Here is a 22,403-nt window from a genome sequence, read left to right on the forward strand (position 1 = left end):
CATACCTTGAATCCGACTTCCTATCTAGTTAAAGTGACCATTTCTATCGCTAGTGAACGCTGTCAGATAGGTCTGAGTTGAATTTGTAACCGTGCAACAGGCTATTCGACGACGGGTTGGCATTCGTGGAGGTTCCGGTGTTTGCAGACGCCTTTTGCGTCGCCATGCTCCCACTCAGCAGCGTCGACGACACGGACGTCGATATCGAGAGTAGTTGCCGCATGGAGGAGCGCTGGCACCAGGTCGTCGGCGTCACCAGCTGCCTCGGTTTCCAGCTCGGGTAGCGGTTCGCCCTCGGTCTGAGACACATCGAAGACTGCCGTTGGTTTGAATCCAACCAGTCCTTTCGACCACTCCTCGGGCGATGTCTCGTCATAGTCACAGTCGCTTTGCTTGTGGTAGCTCGGTGAGTTCTCGCACTCGGGGCACTGCTTCGTAATAATGGGTGCCCAGATCCAGATCGCCTGTTCGCCCTCTTGGACGTGCCGGTCGAACTCCGATCTCCACGTATTGTAGCCCGCCACGCGGGTCGCCTCGGGACATTGGAGCTTGATCAAGAGGGTGTTGCGATGGGAGTAGTCGTGGAATCGGGACTGGACATCGAGCCACTCCTGGAACTGTTGGCTGGCTTTTGCCTCGTCGACGTCTGCAATGAGCTCGTCGATCCAGTCTTCGATGGTACTGTGCATCTCGTCGTGTCGGGTGTCGGTCTCCTCGAACGAGACCTCCGACTCACTGGTTGTCAGCATGGATTGCATCACATCGAGTACGACGATGTCTCCGAGAAGTCAGGACGCGCCGCACCCCTCGGGTGCGCACAATAAACGACGGCGCGACTGCGGGGTTTATGCCGGGGTTGCTATCGGAAGCTGGGATTAACAACCAGTGCGACACAAGCACAGGGAGGATGGGTCTCGTCGAAACGCTCCGCGGGGTCGTTGGGACTCGTATGTCCATGACATCCACCCTGTATGAGTGCCGACACTGCGGAACGACCCTTTCCGAGGACGCTGAAACGTGTCCGACCTGTGGTGGAGAAGACGTTGCATGCTACCGGTTCTAAGTAACCGTCCTCCTATCTGGACAGGTTGCGGTCAGACTCGTTTCTGTTCGAGATAGTGCCCGGTCAAACACCCCGTAGTGTGAATGGGGCCTGGTTATCGAAGCGCTGCCTTCTCGTCAGCGAACCCGATCGTGACGAGATATTCGAGGAACGCATCGAACTGGTTGACATCACTGGGTGTGTCCGTCGCGAGATGTCGCACCCACTCGATGGCCCACTGGAACGCGGGATCGGTCCCGCCCTTGCCATGTATATACCACCAGCCACCGGCCTTCAGGACGACGAGCGGATTCGTCGGCGGTTGCTCGCTTGCGAGTCCACGAGTGACCGACCGGATTTCCTCGGGTACCTCAGCGGGGTCGACCTCGCTTGATTGGGTGTTCGATACGTCGACTGGAATGTCGTCGATCGAGACGTTGTTCGGACGCTGTTGTTGACTCACGGAAAATCACCATCTCTGAGGACTCTCTGGATCGAGCCCTCGCCCTCTCTGGAGGGCACGAAAAACAGCTCGCTGCGTCACGCCGGCGGGAGGTAGACGCTCTGCTCGCCGGCGATTTCCTCAAGGTTATTTCGATGGCGGTGGGCAAAGTAGCAGTCGTAACTGCAGTATCCACAGACTGCGCCGGTATCATACTCGGCGACGAATGGACCGCGCCGGGTCGTCCAGACGTTCGCTCCGCATTCAGTACACGCAGCACTATTGAGATCGGTTGGTGACGGTCCCTCGTACTCGATCTCGAGGGTGTCGTCGTGCGGTGTCGAGTCGGGCCAGACACCGTGAGACTGCCAGAAGGTCTTGAGGCGGGCGAGACTGTGACGGACCGTCTTGCGAACCGTGACGTGGTCTGCATCGCGACCGCTGTCGTCCCAGCCGTCGGCCGTCCAGAACTCGCCGAACTGTGCTCCCCGATGGAGGCCGTTCCAGTCGAGGCCGACGATGTCGGCTGGTTGCTCGTCCGTGAGCGTCGGTCGGGTCAGCTGCCGGATAACGTCCCACTGTTTCGGTGGGCTACCACCGAGGATATGTACACGCCGCCCCCTCCAGTCGGTTGGCTCGGAGAACTCGTGTGCCAATCGGTCGGCGTACCCCCGCGAGTAGCCGAGCACGAGGTCGTCAGGAATCGCGTCGATCACTGCCCGACACTTGGGGACGATGACGAGTTCTGAATCGGGGTAACTCGCCCGAATTTCGCGGGCGGCGGCCACGTACTCGTCGACGTCGTCCACCTCGTACGCATCGCCGATCACTCCGACCTGGGGTTCGTGCTCGAAAAACTGGGCGATGTATCGATCCAAGTCGGGATTCCGAAAATCGTTGTCAAGCATCCCGACGGGGATGTCCAGGTCCTGATACTGGGTCTGCTGATACCCACAGTCCTCTCGGAATCCAGGTAGGAATCCGAGCTGAAACGCGTCGACTGCGAACGGTGCTCGATGGAGGAACGCCACGCTGTCAGCTTGTCGGGCAGCGGTAATCTCGCGCTCAGTGCTGCTGCTCGTACTGATTTCGAGCGACATGAGTAGGGTTGTGCGAGGGTGGATCCGGCCGCCCTGCACCCTTTCAGGGGACGAAAAACGCAGCTGCTGTCAGCCGTTAACCAACACAACCCTCCGATACCAGCATGGTGTTGGTTAATTCGGAGACAACGTGTGTCACCGGTCCCATTCAGCGTCGAGTCCGGTGGTCAGCCGAGCCGGTGTGGATGCACTCGATGACTGCACGGAGCGACCACTGCTTCACTCGGCCCGACGATCGTCACGCTCGCGATTCGGCGATCACAGACCGGACACTGCCGGTCCGCATTCTCGTTTGCCATTTGTAGAAAACGCAAAATCGGACGGCGGTGCTAGTTCGTTACCTGCTGGAACCGCTCGCGAAGCGCCTCTTCACGCACTTCGAACTGTTCGACGCTCGCCTGCAGGTCGTCGCTGACGCGCTCGATGCTCGCGAGCGCCCGCTCGCCGGCAAGCGAGGACTGCGACCCATCGCTATCCTCGGCGTCCAGCTGCTGCTCATAGGCCTGTTCGACACGCTCGATGGTGCCCTCGGGATTGAACAGGATGTCGTTGGCTGTCCGGACGTAGCCATCGAGGGACGCACCTTCCTTCCCCTGGAAGAGGTGGGTCAGAGCGTACGTCGCGCCGGAAAGCAGCGTCCACATGTCGATCTTGAACGGCGACGCCGCGTTCGCCTCGGCATCCTCGGCAGCACGCTCGGCCAGGTAGTCCGGGAATCCGAGGAGACTGTAGAACTCCGTGACGGCGAATGGGAGGTTCGAGAAATCGAGGTCGATGTCCTGGGCATCTCGGATGAACTCGAAGAGGTCGTCGGCGACGAGTTCAACCTGGGCGAGGATCTCCTCCCACCAGGATCGGAAGTTCCGCACGTCGCCGACGTGTTTGATCACCTCCTTGTCGGTGAGCGAGCGCATCGTGTTCGAACAGTAGCCGTCCTGGGCGAAGCCATCGACGTAGACGGCGTGATCGCCGAAGAAGTCGTAACCGGAGGTCACCCCCATCGTGATCGGCTCCGACCGGCCGGGAAGCCGGACTTTGAGACCGTCGAACATGACGTCCAGGTGGACCTCGCCACCGCCGCGGTAGCGTCGAATCTCGCCGAACATCACGTCTCCGAGCGGCCTGCCATCGATGGTCTCCTCGCGAAGGACGTCCTCGAGGGGCTGGTAGACATCGACCGGATTGATGATCGAGTAACTGTCTGTCGGGACGTGGAAGAGCGGGTCCGTCTCGGGCTCGTCGTCCTTCGCTTGGTCGCGAGCCCGACTCGGCTCGACGAGGGCATTGAAGCGCTCCGTCTCGACCCACTCGTCGGTGTAGGGGTTCCGGTAGGCCACGGTCGTCTCGACGGCCTGCGGAAGATCTCGAACCGCCTCGGCGAAGGACTCTGGTTCGTCGACTGATTTCTTCTGGCGGTACCAGGCGGGTAGTTCAGTGTCGGTTCGTCCGTCGACGCCGGCGAACACGGTGCTGGATTCGGGATCCTTCATGTCGGTCACCTCGAATCGAATTCATCTATCGCGACTGCGCTCTCATCGTGCGCCCTGCGCCCCTCTCGCGGGCGCATAAACAACGCCACGTAACCAACACGACCGGCAAATCCTCGTCTTCGTTGGTTAATCAGACAGCCGCCGCGTTTTCGTGTTATTCAGTTCCCGGCTGATGGATTTCGGAACTCCCATGGGAATGGGTTGCGAGGCTGGAACCAAGCAACCCGCCCGCTCCACCGGTCCGACAAACACATGAGCCACGCTCACGAGCAGGAGACGGCACGTAGCGAGACAGCTTCCGGCAGGAGTACGCGGAAGCTGGCGCTCGTTGCGGTCGTTAACTTCGTCGGATTCGTCGTGGAGTTAGCTGGTGGACTTCTGTTCGGCTCTGTCGCGCTCATCAGCGACGCACTCCACATGCTGTTCGATATGTTGGCCTACGTGATGGCGTTCAGCGCCGGCTACACGGCGGAGCGGTTCGAGAGCGGTGGGACGTGGTCGTACGGACTGCACCGCCTCGAACCCGTCGCGGCATTCTTCAACGGGATTCTTCTCATTCCGATGGTCGGATACATCGTCTGGGAGTCGTACCAGCGCTTTCTTGATCCGGTCAGTATCGATCCCTTCTTGACGATCATCATCGCAACCGGCGGACTGCTCGTCAATCTCGGCTCAGTGTATATTCTACAGGGCGACGAAATGAGCCTCAACGAGCGAGGTGCATTCTACCACCTGCTCGGAGACGCTGGTGGGTCGATCGCCGTAATCGTCTCGACGGCTGCCGTCGCAGTGTTTGACCTCCCGGTTGCAGACCCCGTCGCGGCAGTTTTCATTGCGCTGTTGATTCTGTGGTCTGCGGGGACAGTGCTGCGAGAAAGCACGTCCATTCTCCTCCAACGAAGTCCCATTGACTCGGACGAGCTCAAAACGGAGCTCACTGCTCTCGACGGTGTGGAGCGGATTGAGGATCTCCACGTCTGGCAGGTCTGTAGCCAGCTGACGGTGGGAACGGTCCGACTCGTCGACGGAGCAACATCGCTGGAGGAACGACGGGAAATCAGGTTGCAAGTTCACGACCACCTGACTGAGCGCGGTATCGACCATGCGACTGTCGAGTGTCTCGACGTCGACGAGGCGGATAGTGAACAGACCGATCAAACACCCCATACGCACTGAGGCCTGCCCCCAATGGACTCCACACAGATGTTTGAGGTACTGGACGAAACCGAGGACAACCTCGTCGCCATCCGCGTTGGACGTGGGACGCGACAGGGGTACGAGGACCTCTACTCGTTGTTGGTCGAGAAGTCTGAGCAATACGGTACTATCAAAGTCTACGAGGAAGTTCCGGATTGGACGTTCTCGACATTTCTCTCACATCTCCATGGAATTGTACCCGATTTCCGATATGGGCCAGACTTCACGATTGCTCGCTACGCTGCAGTCGGGGACACAAGGTGGGCGAAACTTCTCTACGACTGGTGGCGAGCGGTTCGGCCGATCTGGCCGGTCGCTCCGGAGACAATGCGATATTTCGACCTCGAGGAGCGACTCGACGCACTCCAGTGGATTCAGCAGAGTGAGGATTGATCGGTGCATCCACCACCGGCGTCCGTACGGCGTTGGTATACTAGTTGTCACGGTTTCCTCTCCCAGCGATACTGGGCCCCGAATCCCCCCAGAGACGAGATTGTGCTGAAGGATTCACCTGTTTTCCGATGAACAGCACTGTCGTATCAATCGCTCTGCGCGGTCTCATCCGCGTTCGAGATAGAGCGAGTACAAGACGATCGCCAGGCCAATTGCCACGAGGATGCTATTGATCAGGATCCCCATCTCCAGGGAGACCGAGAGGATTTGATGGGCGATCCCTGCAAGCAGCACGCCGAACGTGATGACGCCAAATCCGATACCGAGAACGCGAAGCGATGGTGTCCCTGTGTTCTGATAGGCTCTAAACGCGATATACGTAATCCCACTTCCGAGGAGTAGGATCACCGTCTTGACGACGACGATGGCTGGTTCCACCCAGATCATAGTTCGTCCCCCATCTTCGACCAGATGTCTGCAAGCCGTTCGTCGGCGTTCCGTGGCGGCCGCTCGACGGTCACCGAGAAGTCGTCATCCTCGTACATGGAGATCGTCACGTCGTCGAAGTCGCGTTCGTATTTCGTGGTTCGACCCCCGCTGGGATTGATCGTATCCTGTTCGTGGACGAGTGAGGCTTGGCTGAGGAGTTCGAGCTTTCGGTACAACGTCGATTTGGGGATGTCGCAGGTATCGATGAGTTCGGTTGCAGTCATGGGTTCAGCTGTTTCACGGAGGATGGCCCGACAGTCGGCGTCGTCCAGCGCATCAAGGACAGCCTGCAGCGATGGCGAGTCCTCAGATGACGCTGAATCACGCACCATTGTCTGAATTTGGCAGGTACTCGGGATATGCTATGCGATTACGATTTCCCAGGCCGGGAGTGGAACCAGCCTGCAAACGCTGTCATCCTCCAGATATTACGATTCGGAGTCGTCTCCGGTCTGCCGTTTTCCATCGTCAGTAATCTTGTAGAGGCCTCGACCGACTGGATGGATCTGGCCGTGCTCATGGAGTCGGGCGCACGTTTGGTCGACCGTGATCGGATGGCGATCTGCAGTGCGGGCGATATCCATGACATGGAGCGGCGACTCCGCGCCGAGTATGGCGAGGACTTCCTGGTCGAGTTCTCGACCAATTTCACTCATCACATCCGTTGCTCGGCCAGCGGTCGCTTCCTTCTCGTGACGCGATTCTGCGTGCTCGGTCATCACGCATAGCCCCCGCTTTCTGCATGACATCCTCCCCGGCGTGAACGCCGGGGTTTCCTCCGGGGGAGTCTCAACCGGTCTACGACTCGCCGGAGGCAACATTCCCGTCACGGTGGACGGTACTCGGGTCTGTGCGCTGTTCTTTGGGACGGTGAGAGCGTGGTGACTCCGACCAGTCGTGGTCGTCCCACTCAAACCGCACGGGCCGTGCCATCGGCCTGACCGCTTCCTCTGTGTGCCGCTCTAGGAATGTTTCCGACGCTGTAAGGTCGGCGTGCCCCTCGAACCCACACGGACAGGTGAGTGTGTCCTGATGCCGTGTCGTTCGGACTGTCGAACCACACTGCGGGCATTCCTGACTGGTCCACGCCTCTGACCGGACTTCGACCGTGATACCGTATTCTTCGGCAGTACAGACCAGTCGCTCGGTGAATTGCTTGAATGCCCAAAAGTTATGGGTCTTGGCGTTTGTCTCGACCGACCAATGCGTGTCCAGTACGTCGGTCAACCCGCCGATATACAGTGTGTCCACGCCTTCGGCGTACAGTCGTTCCAACAGGTCACGACACAACGCTTCCTGAGCGTGGTCCCGGCGACGAGTCCGTTTCTGGTACAGTCGCCGGATACGCTTGCTACTGTATCGGCCTTCTTCGAGTTTCGACTGTAACCGGGCGATTTCTCGCGTCGTGTCGCGGAATCGCTGGAACAACTCGCGGCCTTCGTACAGGTATTGCTCGCCGGTCGTAGTGGTACAGGCGACGAGATTGTTTGCACCAATGTCCAGAGCGGCCGTCTCTTCGGCCAGTGGAGTATCCCGTGTCTCGTCAGAAACAGTCACGGGTTGCGAAGCCCTGAACGTGCTATCAGTCTCGTCGTACCACAGGTCTAACCGACCCTGTTTCTCGTACTCGGGCCAGTTCGGGTCGCCAGTGATTTCCAAACGGAGACGCCCAGTGTGGTCGTATCGGTCTTTCAATTCACTCCCGACCAGTATTTCGAGTCGGGAGCGTTCGCCCCATTCGACGGTGTACGACGTGTTGCGGATGACGGTATGGAGTTTGCGGCCCTCGTCTTTGTTGCCCCAGAATCCCGGTGGTTCCGGGTATTCAGTGACGGACGTATCCGAATCGTCGTGATACGCTTTCTTGTTCTCGAAGAATCCGCGCCATGCTTCGGAGTTCTTCCGTATCACCTGTTGGGCGGTGGACGCACCGAGGACGCCTTTGTATTTGCCTTCGAGTCGGCCTGTATCGGCGTCCCACACGTCTTCGTTTTCGTATCCGCCTTCGTCGTTGTACCGCATGAGGCGTTCGTAGTTGACTTCGTTCCAGAGAGCAGCGGAAGCGTCCAACAGGTCGCGTAGCAGTTGCTCTCCGGTATCGGAGAGCGGTCGCACGGCGAACGTGTTGGTACGCTTCACGACGACAGATTATTATACTTTTAGTCTTTAAGTCTTTTCGTCATGCGTCCCAACATCGATATTTCACACACGCTCGGTGGCCGAGTCAAAGACTACGCAGAAGCGAACGATTTGGACCTCTCGGAAGGCTATGCAGAGGTGTTAAAAGCAGGTCTGGAAGCGTTGGAGACTCAGAACCAGCAGTAACACGACGGTTTCCCACCGGAGCTTACGCGATTCACGCCCGCCGTGAACGGCGGGACTCTCTCGCTGTTGAAAGGTGTCTCTTCGCAAAGTTTCAGCCAGTATCTGGTGTGCTGTCGTCACCCAGAGAAGTCGCTGTACGACACCGCACCCTGGTCGACGATTGTCTGGCTCTCGGGGACCTCTCCGTCTGGCGGCATACTTCCCCCCGCGGGACCACCGGGCTCGCCGACAACGATACGACCGACCATATTGAGGCCCTTGTGCAGGGTACAGAAGTAGTCGTATGTTCCTGCAGTCTCGAAGGTGTGTTCGAAGGTCGCGCCCTGTTCGCTGAGTATCCTGCTGTCGAAGGCTTCGGCCCCGTCAGGGGATGCGTGTGACTGATGCCTGTCCGTTCCCCTTCTTGTATGCTGTCGCAGAGTGGCTGCCACTATTGTTCTCGAACGTGACGGTTTGACCGGATTCGACGAAGAGCCCGATTGGATCGAAGTAATACTCGCTTCCCTTAGTGACCATTAGTACCGTGTTCGTATCCCCGTTCGAATGGTGTATCCGTCTTACCGCTTGCGTCGGGGTTCGAGCTACTACAGCCAGCGAGCCCGGTGAGACCTGCGGTTGCCGCGACGCCACCTGCTTTTAGTACCTGTCGACGCTCCATACCTGACCGTCGGCACGCCATTGATAGACCACTTGGGCGGATTCCCACCGCTCGGGATTCCGCCGTCGATTGACCGTCACCACTCTCGAAATTCCACCCATAACAATGAGTGATCGCCTTAGAGCGCCCGGCACCGGCATTTCACGGCGAGAATTCATCGTAGCGGCGGGCAGTGCTGGCGCGCTAAGTCTCGCAGGGTGTGCAGCCCCGACCGGTAGTACAGGAACCCCTTCACACCCAACTGACCAGAGTACAGAACCCCCCTCACAGCCAACCCCGACTGACCATTCGTCGCCCGAGCTCGAAAAGTGGGTTGCGGAAGTCCCCCGTCCAGGTGTCGTGGAACCGGTCGGGACGAAAAACGGGAACCCTTATTACGAGGTGGAAATGCGCGAGATCGAGCAGCAGATCCACCCTGATCTTCCCCCAACGACTGTCTGGGGGTACGACGGCCAGTGCCCGGGGCCGACGATCGAGGCTCGGCAGGGTGACCCAATCTACGTGCGCTGGAAGAACAAGCTGCCGGACGAGCATCTCCTGCCGGTCGATACGACCATACACAGCAGCACGATTCCCTACGACAGTACCGGCGTGCGGGTCGTGACTCACCTCCACGGCGGGAACGTCGAGCACACGAGCGACGGCAAGCCGAAGGCGTGGTTCACGCGGGATTTCGAGCACACCGGCCCGAAGTTCGAGAAGAAGGACTACTACTACGTCAACGACCAGCCCCCGGCCACGCTCTGGTATCATGACCACTCGCTCGGCATCACTCGACTGAACGTCTACGCCGGTCTCGCCGGACTCTACCTCCTCCGGAACAATCACGAGGAGTCTCTCGGTCTGCCGTCGGGCGAGTACGAGATTCCCCTGGTGCTCCAGGACCGCAGTTTCAACGAGGACGGCTCGTTGTTCTACCCGACCGCCATCTCCGGGACGGACAGCGACCCGCCGAACCCCGACCCGAGCATCGTTCCGCAGTTCTTCGGCGACACGTCCGTCGTCAACGGGAAGGCCTGGCCGCGGCTTTCGGTCGACCCCCGGAAGTACCGATTCCGCATCCTCAACGGCTCGAACAGTCGATTCTATAACCTCAAGCTGTTCGAGTACGACGAGTCGGACGGAACGACCGGCACGGGCGGGCCACCGTTCACCCTCGTCGGCAACGACGGTGGGCTACTGGCCTCACCGGTCACGATCGAGGAGCGACTGGAGATCGGCACGGGCAAGCGTGCCGACGTCGTCGTTGACTTCTCGGACTACGCCGGACAGACACTCTTGGTACACAACGACGCCGCGGCGCCCTACCGTGGACCGAACATCAATACCGGGGGTCAACAGCCGCTGCCGGAAGTGATGCTCATCGACGTCGCCGTCGGTGATATCGACGACCCTAGCCAGGTTCCGAATACGCTGACGGACGTGCCCGACATCCCCGTCGACTCGGTTACCGAGGAACGGTATCTCCCATTGACCATGAGTACCGACGAGTACGGACGACGATTGCACCTCCTGGGTTCGGATGCGGAGTCCTCGCCCCACAGGCTGTACGACCCAGTTACCGAGGAGCCCACCCTTAACGACACGGAAATCTGGAGCTTCGCGAATCAGACAGGCACGTCCCACCCGATGCATCTTCACCTCGTGCACTTCCAGGTGCTCGGGCGACAGCCGTTCAGTGAGTACGACCCCGAAGCGGAGACGATCGATGTCGAGGCCCTCGAACCCCCCGCACCGGAAGAAACTGGCTGGAACGACGTCGTCACGGCGAACCCAGGGGAGGTAACCCACGTGCTCGTGCACTTCGGCGAGTTCGAGGGGCTATTCAACGACCAAATCGGCTGGTATATGTGGCACTGCCACATGCTCGAACACGAGGACCACGACATGATGCGGCCCTTCAGCGTACTGCCGGATTCTGCCGACGATATCAATGACGATGACGGATCCAGCGATTCACCGAAATCAATACCCGGATCGAGAAACTCAACGAGCGGTACGCACCCGGCTGAATGACAGACTACAGCCGTGCAGTGAGATGGGCTTTAACAAGCGTTCGATGACATCGTTTCTGGTCGGTGTTCTCCAAACAGACGAAGACGATCTGTTCCTCCGCACGAACCCGGTCTATGAATTCAGCGACTGCGTCTTGGGCATTCGCGACCTCAGTGAGATGTGTTCGGTACCGGTCTTCGAATCCGACCTCGTCCCAGGCAGCATTATGGGCGCCTTCATCACACAGCCCCTGCATTCTGAAATCCTCGTGGCGCTGTTTGAACTCGTCGAGGAGGTCTGGGGCTGGACCGAGTGCCGGGTAGTTCTCGTCGATCGTCGCTCTGAACCAGCCGGTTGGCCGTCGAACCACGTCCACGAGTGTTGCCTTCGCGGGAACGTCAACGAGTCATGCTGCAGTGCTGCGACGTCCGTATCCTCGAGGAGGTCGGAGGTTGAGATGATCTCTATCTTGGCAGTTCGACATCCAGCGTAGTCAACCTCCCGGTGGATGTCTGTGCCGTCCCTGCCTGGCGGGGTTACTATGATATCGCGAAAGTCGGGGAGACGGTCGGCCTATGCCGTCAGGTGGCCGTCCAGCAGGCAGGACACTCACATTGATTCTCCCAGCAGATTGACGCAGTGCTGCAGGGTGCAGGCTGAATGGAGCCCCCTCGTCCAGCAGATATCGAATCGACGGCTGTCCGTCGATATCGAAAGCTATAGTCCAATTTGTGAACAAGAGCTAGGGGAATGTCGTGGATATTGCTCTTCATCGCTGGCCTGTTCGAGATTGGCTGGGCGATCGGCCTGGAGTATTCTGACGGCCTCTCAGAACCGATCCCGACAGCGGGCACAGTCATCGCGCTCGTCATCAGTATGGTGTTACTCGCAATAGCGATACAAGACCTGCCGATTGGGACCGCGTATGCTGTCTGGACGGGGATCGGGGCGGTCGGGACCGCTTCGCTCGGTATCGTCTTGTTCGACGAACCGGCGACGTGTGCCCGCCTCCTCTTCATCTCCGTGATTGTCTTCGGAATTGTCGGCCTCCACCTCGTCTCTGGCGGCCACTAGCGACGGTTCACTGACTGGAGTCCGGCATGGTCACCAGTCGTATTCCTGGTGGATCTGACGCCCTTCGTCGTTCAAAACTGGCCCGACAACGTCGCTGACACCATCTAGGATGTCCGCGGAAGGGACCGTTGGCTCGTTCCCAGTGAACGCCGCAATTTCATCGCTCCCGACACTGTAAACGACGCGCCCGAATCCAGCTGTCGCCACCCCGCCAGCGCACATCGGACAGGGTTCAGTGCTCGTATACATCACTATCTCAGCACGTTCATCAGGATCGAACTCTCGGCACGCACGGTACGCGAGATGGAGTTCGGGATGGTGTCGGATGTCATCTTCCGTGATCTCACGGTTCGAATCACTCATCATGACCGTATCGTTGCGGACGAGCACGGAGCCAAACGGTTCGTCGCCCCGAGCGGCGGCCTCACGCGCGAGTTCGAAGCCCTCGCGCATATGTGCGTCGTGATTGAATTCGTCGAAGTCGGGAGCAGTCATAACTGTATAGTAGTCTTTGTGGGTGGGAAACTTGTTTGGACGGCGATTTGGCGTGTCGGCAGGACGGAGGTGACTCCTGTCGACTGCCCCCATCTGTCGAATAGTGACGACGTTGAATGTTGTGACAGAACCCGAAATGGATTGACATTCGTACCTCCTCGTCTTGGTCAGCGATGGCTCCAGATCGAGCTAGAGTAAGGAGCATGATTGTCCCTCCAAACATTGCCGTACTCTTCAGGTATTGAATCTGCTTGGATTGACGATCTCTCTTTTCGTGATTCCAGAAATCGTGCATCGTGGGTGTGATACCGAGGAACTTCCTCCTGAACGGGTTCGAGAATTCGATCATTATCGCTCGACAATTTTTGTCCTACGACAACCAAACTCTCATTCGATGTCTCCTCCGAGAAAATGATACAGTGACCAACACCGACAACGTCTTCGAAACGCTCACCCAGTGGTGGATGACCCTTGAAACCGGCTGGCAGGCAGTCCTACTCGGCTTCCTCGCACTCCTTGTCGTTTCTCTTGGCGTTCCGATCCCGTGGTGACCGAATGAACCGAACGTTCCTCCCAGGACTCGCGCTCCTTCTCACGATCGGGCTCGTCGGACGGCTCGTTGCCACTGTCATCCCGGTGCACCACCTCATCATCACGATAGCCCTCGGTCTCCTCATCGGGAATCTGTATGGGATTCCGGACTGGGCACAGACTGCCGTCGGAACTCACAAACTCTGGCTCGAACTCGGCATCGTCGTCATGGGTGCGAGTGTGGCGCTCGACCGTGTCATCGCGGCCGGACCGACGATCCTCCTGCTCGTCGTCGCCACTGTCGTTACGACTATTGTCGTCATCGAACTCCTCGCACGGTCCGTTTTCGCCATCCAAGAGCAAACCGGCTCGCTTCTCGCCGCCGGTTCGGGTATCTGTGGCGTGTCGGCTGTCGTCGCCATCGCCGAGAGCATCGCCGCTGACGATAGCCGTATCGCGTACGCCGCTGCGACTGTCCTCCTCTTCGATGCGACGACTCTCTTCGTCTATCCGCTCGTCGGCCATGCACTCGGTCTCTCTGAGATCGTCTTCGGCATCTGGGCCGGCCTCACGATGTTCAGCACCGGCCCTGTCACTGCCGCTGGCTTTGCGTTCTCTAACACCGCTGGTGAGTGGGCGCTGCTCGTAAAACTCGCCCGGAACGCGCTCATCGGTCTCGTGGCCATCGCCTATGCCATCTACTACGCCCGCACAACCGCTGAGATCGAATCGAAGAGTGTCACGACGGACGGTGGAACTGCTGGAAATGCCGTCGGGTGGCGGTTCCTCTGGGACACGTTTCCGAAGTTCGTTCTTGGCTTTCTCGCCGTGATGGTTGTCGCAAACCTTGGCTTCCTGAACAGCGCGCAGACCACTTCGCTGTCGAATCTCTCCGACTGGGCGTTCCTCACCGCGTTCGCTGGTCTCGGGCTCGAAATTCAACTCGAAGATCTCCGATCCACGGGGTACAAACCAGTTCTCGTGGTGCTCACCGGCCTCGCGATCGTCGCGACGGTGATGCTCTTCGTCGTCCAGGCGCTGTTCTGAGAAACCGGGAGCGCTATTGTCGAGCGACAACTATCGACGTACAATGCGGGAGTTCACGTTTGCTATCGATTACGAGAAGGGCGTCGACCCTGTGATGGATGTCTTTCTTGAGCACTCGACGCTTAGCGCGCACTCGCTCGACGCGGTCGTTGACGAACACGCCTTCTGGCGGATGGAGCACGTGACCGGTCCTGAGACGGCTCTTGACCGTCTCGAAGACATCCGGTTCGACGACAGTTGCTGTGGGGAAGCGATTACCGAACAGCGGTGCGCGGCGGAACGTCATCACGATGTCGTGGAACGTTCAACGAACGAACTCGTCCTGTACTCGTACCTGGCGGATATCCGTCAGTGTGAGTCCGTTCACACGCTCGCCGGGAAGCATCTGCCTGATGGACTGATTTTCGAGACCCGGCGACAAGAAGAGACGTGCTGGTGGCGTGTTCTCATGCGCTCGGATGAGCAAATCGGCATCTTCTACGATGAACTCGGGGCGAGACTCCACAACGGGCTCTCGTTCAGAATGGGCCATCTCCGGGATGCCAGCGAATGGCGACGGGAGCAGATGGCGGGCCTCAATCTCCCGGAGGAACAGGAGACTGCACTCCGCACAGCTGTCTCGGCGGGGTATTACGATCCCCCACGGGAAACGACGCTCGACGAACTCGCTGTCGAACTCAGCATCCCCCGGTCGACGCTCTCCTATCGGCTCCGGCAAGCCGAGTCGACTCTCATCCACCGATACGTCGATCGAAACGAAACCACGCGGTGGCTCGAGTAGCTACGTCGGTGTGTGACAGCAGGAGATTAATGCGTACGCCGACTAATCCATGGATATGACTACTTCTTCCACTGACGCAGTCGTCTCCATCGGGTGGCTCGTCGACCGACTTGACGAGGTGCAGAAAGATGACCCGTCGATACGTTTACTTGAAGTCGACATCGATCCCAGCAACTACGAGCACGAACATATCCCCGGTGCGAGCAAGGTGGACTGGCGAACCGACCTTCAGGACCCGACGACCTTCGATGTGCCATCCGAAGCGGCGTTTGAAGAATTTCTGGGTGGATTTGGCATTCGCCCCGATTCGACGGTCGTCATCTACGGTGATATGATGAACTGGTTCGCCGCGCACGCCTACTGGCTCTTCACGTACTACGGGCACGCGGACGTCCGTCTGCTTGACGGAGGACGAGATTTCTGGGGGGAGCGCGATGCGCCGCTCACGACCAAGGTGCCGGAGTTTACGTCGCAGTCGTACGTGGTCGATGAGAACCAGCTGGACATCCGAGCTGACCGTCCCGATGTCATGGATGCGATCGAGAGGGAAACGGCACTCGTCGACGTGCGAACACCCGAGGAGTACCGTGGTGAGATACTCGCCCCGCCCGGGTGGAATGAGGGCGTCCAGCGTGGTGGGCATATTCCCGGTGCGCGTAATATTCCGTGGAATCAGGTCGTCGAGAGTACCGGCTGCTTCAAACCCGAAGACGAACTTCGTTCGATGTACGAAGAACACGGTATTGATGCAGACGCGGATGTGATCACGTACTGCCGCATCGGTGAGCGGTCTGCACTGACATGGTTTGTTCTCCACGAGGTACTCGGGTATGAAGACGTCCGGAACTACTACGGGTCGTGGGTCGAGTGGGGTAACACAGTCGGGGCACCGATCGAGAAAGGCCAACGCGCGGCCATCAAACGAGAATAGTCAGTTTATAAATATTGCTGACAACAGATTCTCTGAGATCGAGTGGTCCTGATGAAGAGCGGTTAAGATTCTGTAGCTCGGAGTTACGTACTGAGGAATGATTCCAAGTGACGGATAGAATGAATGCTGTTCGTATGCATGAGTTCGGTTCGCCGGATGTTCTCATGTACGAGGATGCGCCCCGCCCGGACCTGCTCGATGATGACGTTCTCGTTCGGGTTCACGCAGCGGGTGTCAATCCAGTCGACTGGCGGATTCGTCAGGGAATGTCGATGGCGTCGATGCTGCCCGAGAATCCGTTTCCCCTCGTTCTCGGGATGGACGTTTCAGGCGTCGTCGAGGAAGTCGGCGCGTCAGTTACCGAATTTGAGACGGGCGATGCAGTGTTCGGTGTCAATGGGTTCCCGGAGTTAGGTTCCTATGCGGAGTATTCGGCCACACCTGCCGAACAACTCGCCCCGAAGCCCAAATCGCTCGATTACGAGGAGGCAGCTGGCGTGCCAGTCGTCACGCAGACCGCCTGGCAAGCGTTATTCGAGTATGCTGATTGCACGGCCGACCAGCGAGTTCTCATCCACGGCGCAGCCGGTGGTGTCGGACATATGGCCGTCCAGCTGGCGAAATGGAAGGGGGCTGACGTAATTGCCACAGCGTCGGGATACAGCGAAGACTATCTCCGGGAGTTAGGCGTCGACGAGTTCGTGAACTACCGCGAAGAGCGCTTCGAGTCAGTGATTGACAATGTCGATATCGTGGTAGATACAGTCGGGGGTGAAACCCCAGCACGCTCAGTTGACGTGCTCAGGAAAAATGGGGTGCTCGTTTCAGTCGTTGGGCAACCATCCGGAGCGCTCACCACCAACCACGACATTGATGTACAGGTGGTAAGTGGGCGGTCGAATTCCCCGTCGCTTCTAACCACCATTAGCGAATTAATTGACGCCGGGGAGGTACGGCCCACGATCAGTGCCGAATTCCCACTCGAAAATGCACCTCATGCACACGAAGTAGGTGAGACAGAACACGTACAAGGGAAACTCGTTCTCAGCGTAGCGTGATTCGACGTGTCGTACATTGAATTGGAATCTACAGCCAATATCGAGAGGAACTACCACTTCAGTACTTGTGACAATAGGATTAGAACTAATCCTCCAACACCGATCAACGTGACCATCGCCCTGTAGCGGATGACTTACGGGGTGCACTTACCGAGAGAGTAATAGAACGGATGGAATGGATGGAAGCTCCGGAACTAGCCAGCAGCAGCCGTGATTTTCGCGAGTAAGCTTGTCGCTGTCATGGGTGTCTCACTCATCAGACCTATACTCCCAGCGGTCCAAGAGGCGTGGAACATTTCGGAGGCACAGGCCAACCTCTTGTTGTCGGCGTTCACGCTCCCCGGGATCTTTCTCACCCTCCCGATTGGACTGCTAACCGACCGCATCGGTCGAAAACCAATTCTAATCCCGGCGCTTGTTGTCTTCGGACTCAGTGGGGGCGGTATCATCTTCATTTCCGATTTTACCCTGATTCTGGTACTACGAGCGATTCAGGGGGCGGCGAGTAGTGCGATTGCGATGCTCACAGTTACGCTTCTGTGAGACCTCTACACCGGTGAACAACGGCGGGTGTTGATTGGCACCAACGCGGCGATTCTCGCGGTTGGTGCTGCCGGATATCCGCTGCTCGGTGGTGCGCTCGCATGGTCGGCTCCCTTCGCGTGTTTTCTCCTCGCCCTGCTCGTCGCGATTCCCGGCATAACCCTGCTCGAGGAGCCACATCGGGACGAGAACAACCCGAATTCGAGTATCCGTGAGCTCCTCACCGGATCCACACCGATGACTCCCTTCGTCATACTCTATCTCGCAATCTTCGGTATCTTCGTCATACTCTATGGCGCGCAACTCACTGCCGTTCCGTTCCTGCTTGCCAACGAGTATCACCTCTCTTCAGCGGGTATCGGCCTTCTCGTGGGATTACCCGCGGTTACGATGGGACTGACCGCAATGCAAGGTGATCGCGTGCTTCAAGTACTCACGAGCTTCCAATCAATCGCACTTGGGTTCGTGAGTTACGGAATCGGACTCGCCGTCGTAGCTCTCGCGGATTCCATATATGTGGTTGCTGGCGCACTTTTTCTATTCGGACTTGGTCAAGGGCTGGCTGAACCGATTACGGATACGGCACTCAACGAACGAGCACCGGACGAATTTCGCGGGAGCATTATGAGTATTCGGACGAGTGTTCTCAGACTCGGCACAACCATCGGTCCACCGCTCACTGTCGGGGCTGCAGCGCTGTTCGGCTATCGTCAAACCCTGTTAGCCTCTGGTGCCGCTGCCATCCTCATCAGAGCAATGTGGTTCACGGTGAGACGTCTGTGAATACTCAAAGCCGCCTAGCAAATTGGAAACAGAATGTGCTTACTGTTGGATCTCCAGAATTCGACGTACGGTGACCTCGGCAAGCTGTGTGAAATCCACTGTGTCCGGTATGACATCGACAGCGATCTCATACTTGTTGAGGGCACGCTCTGTCGGTGCTCCTATCGCTCCAACAACCGTCTCCTCTAGCCCGGGTTGTAGTGCAGCGACAGCGTCACGTTCAGTTGCAGTTTGAACGAAGTGCTCCACCGTCTTTGGCGAGGTGAACAGTATTCCATCCAGCTCACCGTCTCCCGCAAGTGTAACCGATTGTCCCGCAGTCTCCGGTCGTTCCAAGCGATACAGGTGCGTTTCGCTGACAATTGCACCTGCTGCTTCCAGTCCCTCAGCGAGGACATCGCTGCCGTGTGCACTCCGGGCGAGTTCAACGGTTTGGCCCTCGACATCGGCAGATAACTCGTCGACGAGTCCTGTGGACGTGAACGTTGATGGAACGATATCGACTGCATAGCCCCGACTGCGTAATGCGGTCGCGGTCTGATCTCCGACGGCACAAACAGTGGTTTCTCGTTGTTCCCATCCTGCTGTCGCAGCTAAGTCAACGCCGGTCTCGCTCGTGAAGATACAATAGTCCGCATGTTGGGGAACCTGATCGGTCGGTGTGATTGCCAGCATTGGGTCTGGAACCGGGGAGACATCGAGTGACTGGAGATACTCGACCGCCTCAACGATACGGCTGTCGTCGGGCCGGAGAACAGCCACCATGGGCTGGGACATACTAGACAGTTAGCAGATGTTGGACTTGTGTGTATCGAGAATCAGCGACCAATCTCGAACGATTCAAACCGGTATCCTGCTAATTGCCGGTATGGACGACGACTCTCATGACCACGTTGTTCCCGGAAGTGATGAAGAGTTGGCCACACCAGACGTACAGGGCTACGATTTCCGTGGAGAGTTCGATTTTCAGGAGATGCTGGAAGCCTATGCGACGACGGGCTTTCAGGCAACGCAACTCGCGGAGGCTATCGGCATCGTCGAGCAAATGCAAGACGCCGATGCTACGATATACCTTACGTACACGTCGAATATCATCTCGTCAGGGCTGCGTGAAGTTGTCGCTTACCTCGTTCGCGAAGGGTACGTCGACGTGCTTATCACGACCGCGGGCTCGCTGGCTGAGGATGTTATCAAAACGGCGAAGCCGTTCAAAATGGGGGACTGGGATGCGGACGAAGCCGCGCTCCGGGAACAGGGAATCAACCGTCTAGGGAATCTCTTCGTTCCTTCCGACCGATACGTCTGGTTGGAGGAATACCTGTACGACTTCTTCGAGGAGTTCTTCGCCGACCAAAAGGTTCGGACGCCGACGGCATTTGCCCGCGAGTTAGGAGAGACACTCGACGATCCGGATTCGGTCCTCAAGCAAGCAGCAGACAACGACGTTCCCGTGTACTGTCCGGCGCTGACAGACGCCGAGATTGGGAACTTCCTCTACTATTACAGACAGGGATACGACTCGAAGGTTGGTATCGAGATCCTCGACGACTATGATTCGCTCATCGAAGATGGGATGCTCGCTGACACGACAGGTCTGATAGCAGTCGGCGGGGGCGTCCCGAAACACCACGCGATTATGACAAATCTGTTCCGTGGCGGGGCGGATTACGTCGTCTACATCTCGACTGGTATGGAAGGGAATGGCTCACTCTCTGGAGCACCCCCGAACGAGGCAGTATCGTGGGGGAAGATCAAAGACGATGAGCGGACGAATTACACGCAGGTCGAGGCAGAAGCGACGCTCGTCTTCCCACTGCTTGTCGCGGGTGCTTTCAGCGAGTGAGTACGACCTACTCACGTGTACGGGCGTTTCGGGAACGATGTATAGTGAGCGACAGCTCGCTGGGCCAAGTGAAATGCCTGCTTGACGAACCGAAGTACCCGCGATTGTGGGAGAGTTTGCATGCAATCAGACTAGCGGTCGAACCTGTAACCTTCTGAGTATTTCAACTGAGTCGAGAATAAATAGGATTTACCAGCCCAAATGTCCACCAGATATGACCGGCTTCACGCAACAATCAGTACGGGAACTCGCATCTGAAATCCGTACTGGACGTTTGTCTGCGCTAACCCTCCTCGACTCAACCCTAAAGCGTATTGGAGCAATCGATGCGTTGAACGCGTTCATCACAGTCACTGAGGAATCGGCACGCGAGCGTGCTCACGCGGCCGACGCTGCAGCGGCCCGTGGAGAAGACCTCGGCCCACTCCACGGTGTGCCAGTCGCAATCAAAGATCTTCGGAGCCGGAAAGAGGGTGTCAAGAATACGATGGGACTCGCTCCATTGGCCGATAACGTGGCCGACGAGGATTCCATCACAGTCGAACGGCTGGAAGCTGCCGGTGCTGTCATCGTCGGTACGACCAACACACCGGCACTCGGTCACACTATTAAGACAGAGAATCGGCTCGTTGGTGCGACTCCGACCCCGTTCGACTCCGATCATTCTGCTGGCGGCTCATCCGGCGGCTCGGCAGCGGCGCTTGCGGCGGGTGCAGTACCGCTTGCCACCGGATCGGATATCGGTGGCTCGCTCCGGGTCCCAGCCTCCTGTTGTAACGTCATCGGGCTAAAACCGACGTGCGGGCTCGTTCCCGAACGTATCCCGTTCGACAGATTCGGCACCCACTCTCCGTTTTTTGTGGGTGGGCCGATGGCCCGGACAGTCGAGGACACAGCGCTCTTACTCGATGCCCTCGCAGGCTACGACGACCGAGACCCATTTAGTGTGCCCCGTCCAGAGACGGAATACGTCAAGGCCACTAACCGGCCGACTACTGAGCTATCGGTTGCGTACAGTCCGAATATGGATTTACAACCAGTTGCACCGACGGTGCGTGAAACAGTTGATGCTGCCGTCACGGACCTAGCGGCCGGCGGTGCGACAGTCGATACTGTGGACGTCTCGCTCCCGTCGTATGAAGAGCTCTCGATGGCGTACGTCACGCAGGTTGGCGTCTTCTTCAGTGCATTCGCTCAACGAGTCGAAGACCGGTACGGCATCGACTTCGAGACGGCAGATGTCGAAGACACGGTTCGATCGACGATCGCCTTAGGAACAGAGACCGACGCTGCCGACAATCGATTACAGAACGCGCCACGGACTGATGCATACGATGGCATTCAGGATGCGCTGACGGGCTACGATGTTCTCGTGACACCCACTCTTACCGTCCCACCGTTCAGCAAGCATCCCACCGACGGCTATCCAACGGAAATCAACGGTCAATCCGTGATTGGTGTTCCGACAGACGTGATGTTGACATGGGTGTTCAATATGACTGGCCACCCTGTGGCGTCAGTTCCTGCTGGGATTACCGACAACGGGCTTCCAGTTGGATTACAGATTGTTGGCGGCGGTTTGCTGAAGCAGATATTTTGAGCGTCGCTGCAGCGCTTGAACGATGCCGGCCGTGGACGAATCAGTATCCTCTGCGGTGAACCGACCGGCCATCGGTAGCAGACCCAGCGTTTGGACCCACTTGAGCAGTTCTCAAGAGCGAACGTCGTAACTAATCTTTTTTGCATTACATAAATATAATTTTTTACTTCTACTGAAGACTGATTACTATCTCAGCGAGACATGCTTGGACGGCCCCGAATGTAACTCGCATCGTAGCGGCCCCAAATCCAAGAGCAATGAAACTCACCATGACAACGAAATTAGCCTTCGAATCGTTGGGGCTAAGCAGGAGCGTAAGCACCGCGAGCGTTCCCGACATCGTACTGATGAAAAGCCCAGTCAAAAATGACAAGATTGTAAAGAATGGGTCGGTGAAACCCATCACGGGGTACGCTGGTTCATAGATTCCAACGAAGGATAAGCTGAAGCCGATGACAACGTATCCAATAAAGCAGATAGTAACGAACAGAGTCCCGGGACTAACAAGTTGATACAGTCGAAACAGTCCTCGTTCAAGCGGAGTAGTTGGCTGTCGAATCCGTCTGAATGGTCGATGATCCATCTC

Annotated in this window: 24 protein-coding genes and 4 pseudogenes; 13 read left to right on the forward strand and 15 right to left on the reverse strand. The window is 57.8% G+C overall.

The features are described 5' to 3' along the window. Window positions 1-104: 104 nt before the first annotated feature. From N5098_RS16215 to N5098_RS16230, 4 genes and pseudogenes are all read right to left on the reverse strand, one after another. A pseudogene (locus N5098_RS16215) lies at window positions 105-749 on the reverse strand (ArdC-like ssDNA-binding domain-containing protein); the annotation flags it as partial. A gap of 408 nt (window positions 750-1,157) precedes the next feature. Further along, on the reverse strand, window positions 1,158-1,505 hold the full coding sequence (locus N5098_RS16220; protein ID WP_267638891.1) for a DUF8013 domain-containing protein: 348 nt from the start codon (window positions 1,503-1,505) through the stop codon (window positions 1,158-1,160). Between the two features lie 77 nt (window positions 1,506-1,582). After that, the gene (locus tag N5098_RS16225) at window positions 1,583-2,584 is read right to left on the reverse strand and encodes a DUF6610 family protein (RefSeq protein WP_267638892.1); all 1,002 of its coding nucleotides are present in this window, start codon (window positions 2,582-2,584) and stop codon (window positions 1,583-1,585) included. A 329-nt stretch (window positions 2,585-2,913) separates the two neighbouring features. Further along, on the reverse strand, window positions 2,914-4,074 hold the full coding sequence (locus N5098_RS16230) for a hypothetical protein (protein ID WP_267638893.1): 1,161 nt from the start codon (window positions 4,072-4,074) through the stop codon (window positions 2,914-2,916). 252 nt (window positions 4,075-4,326) lie between these two features. Here N5098_RS16230 and N5098_RS16235 point away from each other — a divergent pair, with 252 nt between their 5' ends. Then, window positions 4,327-5,250, forward strand: a complete 924-nt coding sequence (locus N5098_RS16235; RefSeq protein ID WP_267638894.1) for a cation diffusion facilitator family transporter — start codon at window positions 4,327-4,329, stop codon at window positions 5,248-5,250. A gap of 12 nt (window positions 5,251-5,262) precedes the next feature. Further along, a complete protein-coding gene (locus N5098_RS16240; protein ID WP_267638895.1) occupies window positions 5,263-5,664 on the forward strand; it encodes a SpoIIAA family protein in 402 nt (133 codons plus the stop codon). A 165-nt stretch (window positions 5,665-5,829) separates the two neighbouring features. Here N5098_RS16240 and N5098_RS16245 read toward each other — a convergent pair whose 3' ends face one another. From N5098_RS16245 to N5098_RS16260, 4 genes are all read right to left on the reverse strand, one after another. After that, entirely contained in the window at window positions 5,830-6,111 is a 282-nt protein-coding gene (locus N5098_RS16245) for a DUF7521 family protein (RefSeq protein WP_267638896.1), read from the reverse strand. Next, on the reverse strand, window positions 6,108-6,485 hold the full coding sequence (locus N5098_RS16250; protein WP_267638897.1) for a winged helix-turn-helix domain-containing protein: 378 nt from the start codon (window positions 6,483-6,485) through the stop codon (window positions 6,108-6,110). Before N5098_RS16250 ends, N5098_RS16245 begins: the two co-directional genes overlap by 4 nt. 96 nt (window positions 6,486-6,581) lie before the next feature. Continuing rightward, entirely contained in the window at window positions 6,582-6,872 is a 291-nt protein-coding gene (locus N5098_RS16255; RefSeq protein ID WP_267638898.1) for a transcriptional regulator, read from the reverse strand. A 79-nt stretch (window positions 6,873-6,951) separates the two neighbouring features. After that, on the reverse strand, window positions 6,952-8,292 hold the full coding sequence (locus N5098_RS16260; protein ID WP_267638899.1) for an RNA-guided endonuclease InsQ/TnpB family protein: 1,341 nt from the start codon (window positions 8,290-8,292) through the stop codon (window positions 6,952-6,954). Window positions 8,293-8,334: 42 nt separating this feature from the next. Here N5098_RS16260 and N5098_RS16265 point away from each other — a divergent pair, with 42 nt between their 5' ends. Continuing rightward, window positions 8,335-8,478, forward strand: coding sequence for a hypothetical protein (locus tag N5098_RS16265; protein ID WP_229121881.1), 144 nt, complete (start codon window positions 8,335-8,337; stop codon window positions 8,476-8,478). Window positions 8,479-8,594: 116 nt separating this feature from the next. Here N5098_RS16265 and N5098_RS16270 read toward each other — a convergent pair whose 3' ends face one another. After that, complete coding sequence (locus N5098_RS16270; protein ID WP_267638900.1) at window positions 8,595-8,909, reverse strand: plastocyanin/azurin family copper-binding protein; 315 nt, start codon at window positions 8,907-8,909, stop codon at window positions 8,595-8,597. Between the two features lie 74 nt (window positions 8,910-8,983). Then, the gene (locus tag N5098_RS16275) at window positions 8,984-9,136 is read right to left on the reverse strand and encodes a twin-arginine translocation signal domain-containing protein (RefSeq protein ID WP_267638901.1); all 153 of its coding nucleotides are present in this window, start codon (window positions 9,134-9,136) and stop codon (window positions 8,984-8,986) included. Window positions 9,137-9,241: 105 nt separating this feature from the next. Here N5098_RS16275 and N5098_RS16280 point away from each other — a divergent pair, with 105 nt between their 5' ends. Continuing rightward, on the forward strand, window positions 9,242-11,152 hold the full coding sequence (locus N5098_RS16280; RefSeq protein ID WP_368408036.1) for a multicopper oxidase family protein: 1,911 nt from the start codon (window positions 9,242-9,244) through the stop codon (window positions 11,150-11,152). A 4-nt stretch (window positions 11,153-11,156) separates the two neighbouring features. Here N5098_RS16280 and N5098_RS16285 read toward each other — a convergent pair whose 3' ends face one another. After that, the gene (locus tag N5098_RS16285) at window positions 11,157-11,507 is read right to left on the reverse strand and encodes a DUF488 family protein, N3 subclade (protein ID WP_267638903.1); all 351 of its coding nucleotides are present in this window, start codon (window positions 11,505-11,507) and stop codon (window positions 11,157-11,159) included. A 374-nt stretch (window positions 11,508-11,881) separates the two neighbouring features. Between N5098_RS16285 and N5098_RS16290 the strand changes: the two genes are divergently transcribed. Beyond that, window positions 11,882-12,205, forward strand: coding sequence for a DMT family transporter (locus N5098_RS16290; protein WP_267638904.1), 324 nt, complete (start codon window positions 11,882-11,884; stop codon window positions 12,203-12,205). A gap of 30 nt (window positions 12,206-12,235) precedes the next feature. On the opposite strand, the gene N5098_RS16295 is transcribed toward N5098_RS16290, so the two are convergent. Next, a complete protein-coding gene (locus N5098_RS16295) occupies window positions 12,236-12,700 on the reverse strand; it encodes a nucleoside deaminase (protein ID WP_368408038.1) in 465 nt (154 codons plus the stop codon). Window positions 12,701-13,119: 419 nt separating this feature from the next. Here N5098_RS16295 and N5098_RS16300 point away from each other — a divergent pair, with 419 nt between their 5' ends. From N5098_RS16300 to N5098_RS16325, 6 genes and pseudogenes are all read left to right on the forward strand, one after another. Further along, complete coding sequence (locus N5098_RS16300; protein ID WP_267638906.1) at window positions 13,120-13,251, forward strand: hypothetical protein; 132 nt, start codon at window positions 13,120-13,122, stop codon at window positions 13,249-13,251. A 4-nt stretch (window positions 13,252-13,255) separates the two neighbouring features. After that, window positions 13,256-14,278, forward strand: coding sequence for a YeiH family protein (locus tag N5098_RS16305; RefSeq protein WP_267638907.1), 1,023 nt, complete (start codon window positions 13,256-13,258; stop codon window positions 14,276-14,278). Between the two features lie 43 nt (window positions 14,279-14,321). Next, window positions 14,322-15,059 carry a helix-turn-helix domain-containing protein gene (locus N5098_RS16310; RefSeq protein ID WP_267638908.1) on the forward strand — a complete coding sequence of 246 codons (738 nt, stop codon included), beginning with the start codon at window positions 14,322-14,324 and terminating at the stop codon, window positions 15,057-15,059. A 55-nt stretch (window positions 15,060-15,114) separates the two neighbouring features. Continuing rightward, on the forward strand, window positions 15,115-15,990 hold the full coding sequence (locus N5098_RS16315; protein WP_267638909.1) for a sulfurtransferase: 876 nt from the start codon (window positions 15,115-15,117) through the stop codon (window positions 15,988-15,990). A 134-nt stretch (window positions 15,991-16,124) separates the two neighbouring features. Next, the gene (locus tag N5098_RS16320; protein ID WP_267638910.1) at window positions 16,125-17,048 is read left to right on the forward strand and encodes an NADP-dependent oxidoreductase; all 924 of its coding nucleotides are present in this window, start codon (window positions 16,125-16,127) and stop codon (window positions 17,046-17,048) included. A 210-nt stretch (window positions 17,049-17,258) separates the two neighbouring features. Continuing rightward, window positions 17,259-18,374, forward strand: a pseudogene (locus N5098_RS16325) (MFS transporter). Window positions 18,375-18,413: 39 nt separating this feature from the next. On the opposite strand, the gene N5098_RS16330 reads toward N5098_RS16325, so the two are convergent. Next, a complete protein-coding gene (locus tag N5098_RS16330; RefSeq protein ID WP_267638911.1) occupies window positions 18,414-19,151 on the reverse strand; it encodes a uroporphyrinogen-III synthase in 738 nt (245 codons plus the stop codon). A 91-nt stretch (window positions 19,152-19,242) separates the two neighbouring features. Between N5098_RS16330 and N5098_RS16335 the strand changes: the two genes are divergently transcribed. Continuing rightward, entirely contained in the window at window positions 19,243-20,217 is a 975-nt protein-coding gene (locus N5098_RS16335) for a deoxyhypusine synthase (protein ID WP_303651959.1), read from the forward strand. A 14-nt stretch (window positions 20,218-20,231) separates the two neighbouring features. On the opposite strand, the pseudogene N5098_RS16340 reads toward N5098_RS16335, so the two are convergent. Further along, window positions 20,232-20,339: pseudogene (locus N5098_RS16340) on the reverse strand (IS5/IS1182 family transposase); the annotation flags it as partial. Window positions 20,340-20,431: 92 nt separating this feature from the next. Between N5098_RS16340 and N5098_RS16345 the strand changes: the two are divergent. Continuing rightward, a pseudogene (locus N5098_RS16345) lies at window positions 20,432-21,876 on the forward strand (amidase). 110 nt (window positions 21,877-21,986) lie between these two features. Here the strand turns inward: N5098_RS16345 and N5098_RS16350 are convergent. Further along, on the reverse strand, window positions 21,987-22,400 hold the full coding sequence (locus N5098_RS16350) for a hypothetical protein (RefSeq protein ID WP_267638913.1): 414 nt from the start codon (window positions 22,398-22,400) through the stop codon (window positions 21,987-21,989). Window positions 22,401-22,403: the final 3 nt, after the last annotated feature.

This window comes from Halovenus rubra (assembly GCF_026586665.1).
GTDB classification, from domain to species: Archaea; Halobacteriota; Halobacteria; order Halobacteriales; family Haloarculaceae; genus Halovenus; species Halovenus rubra.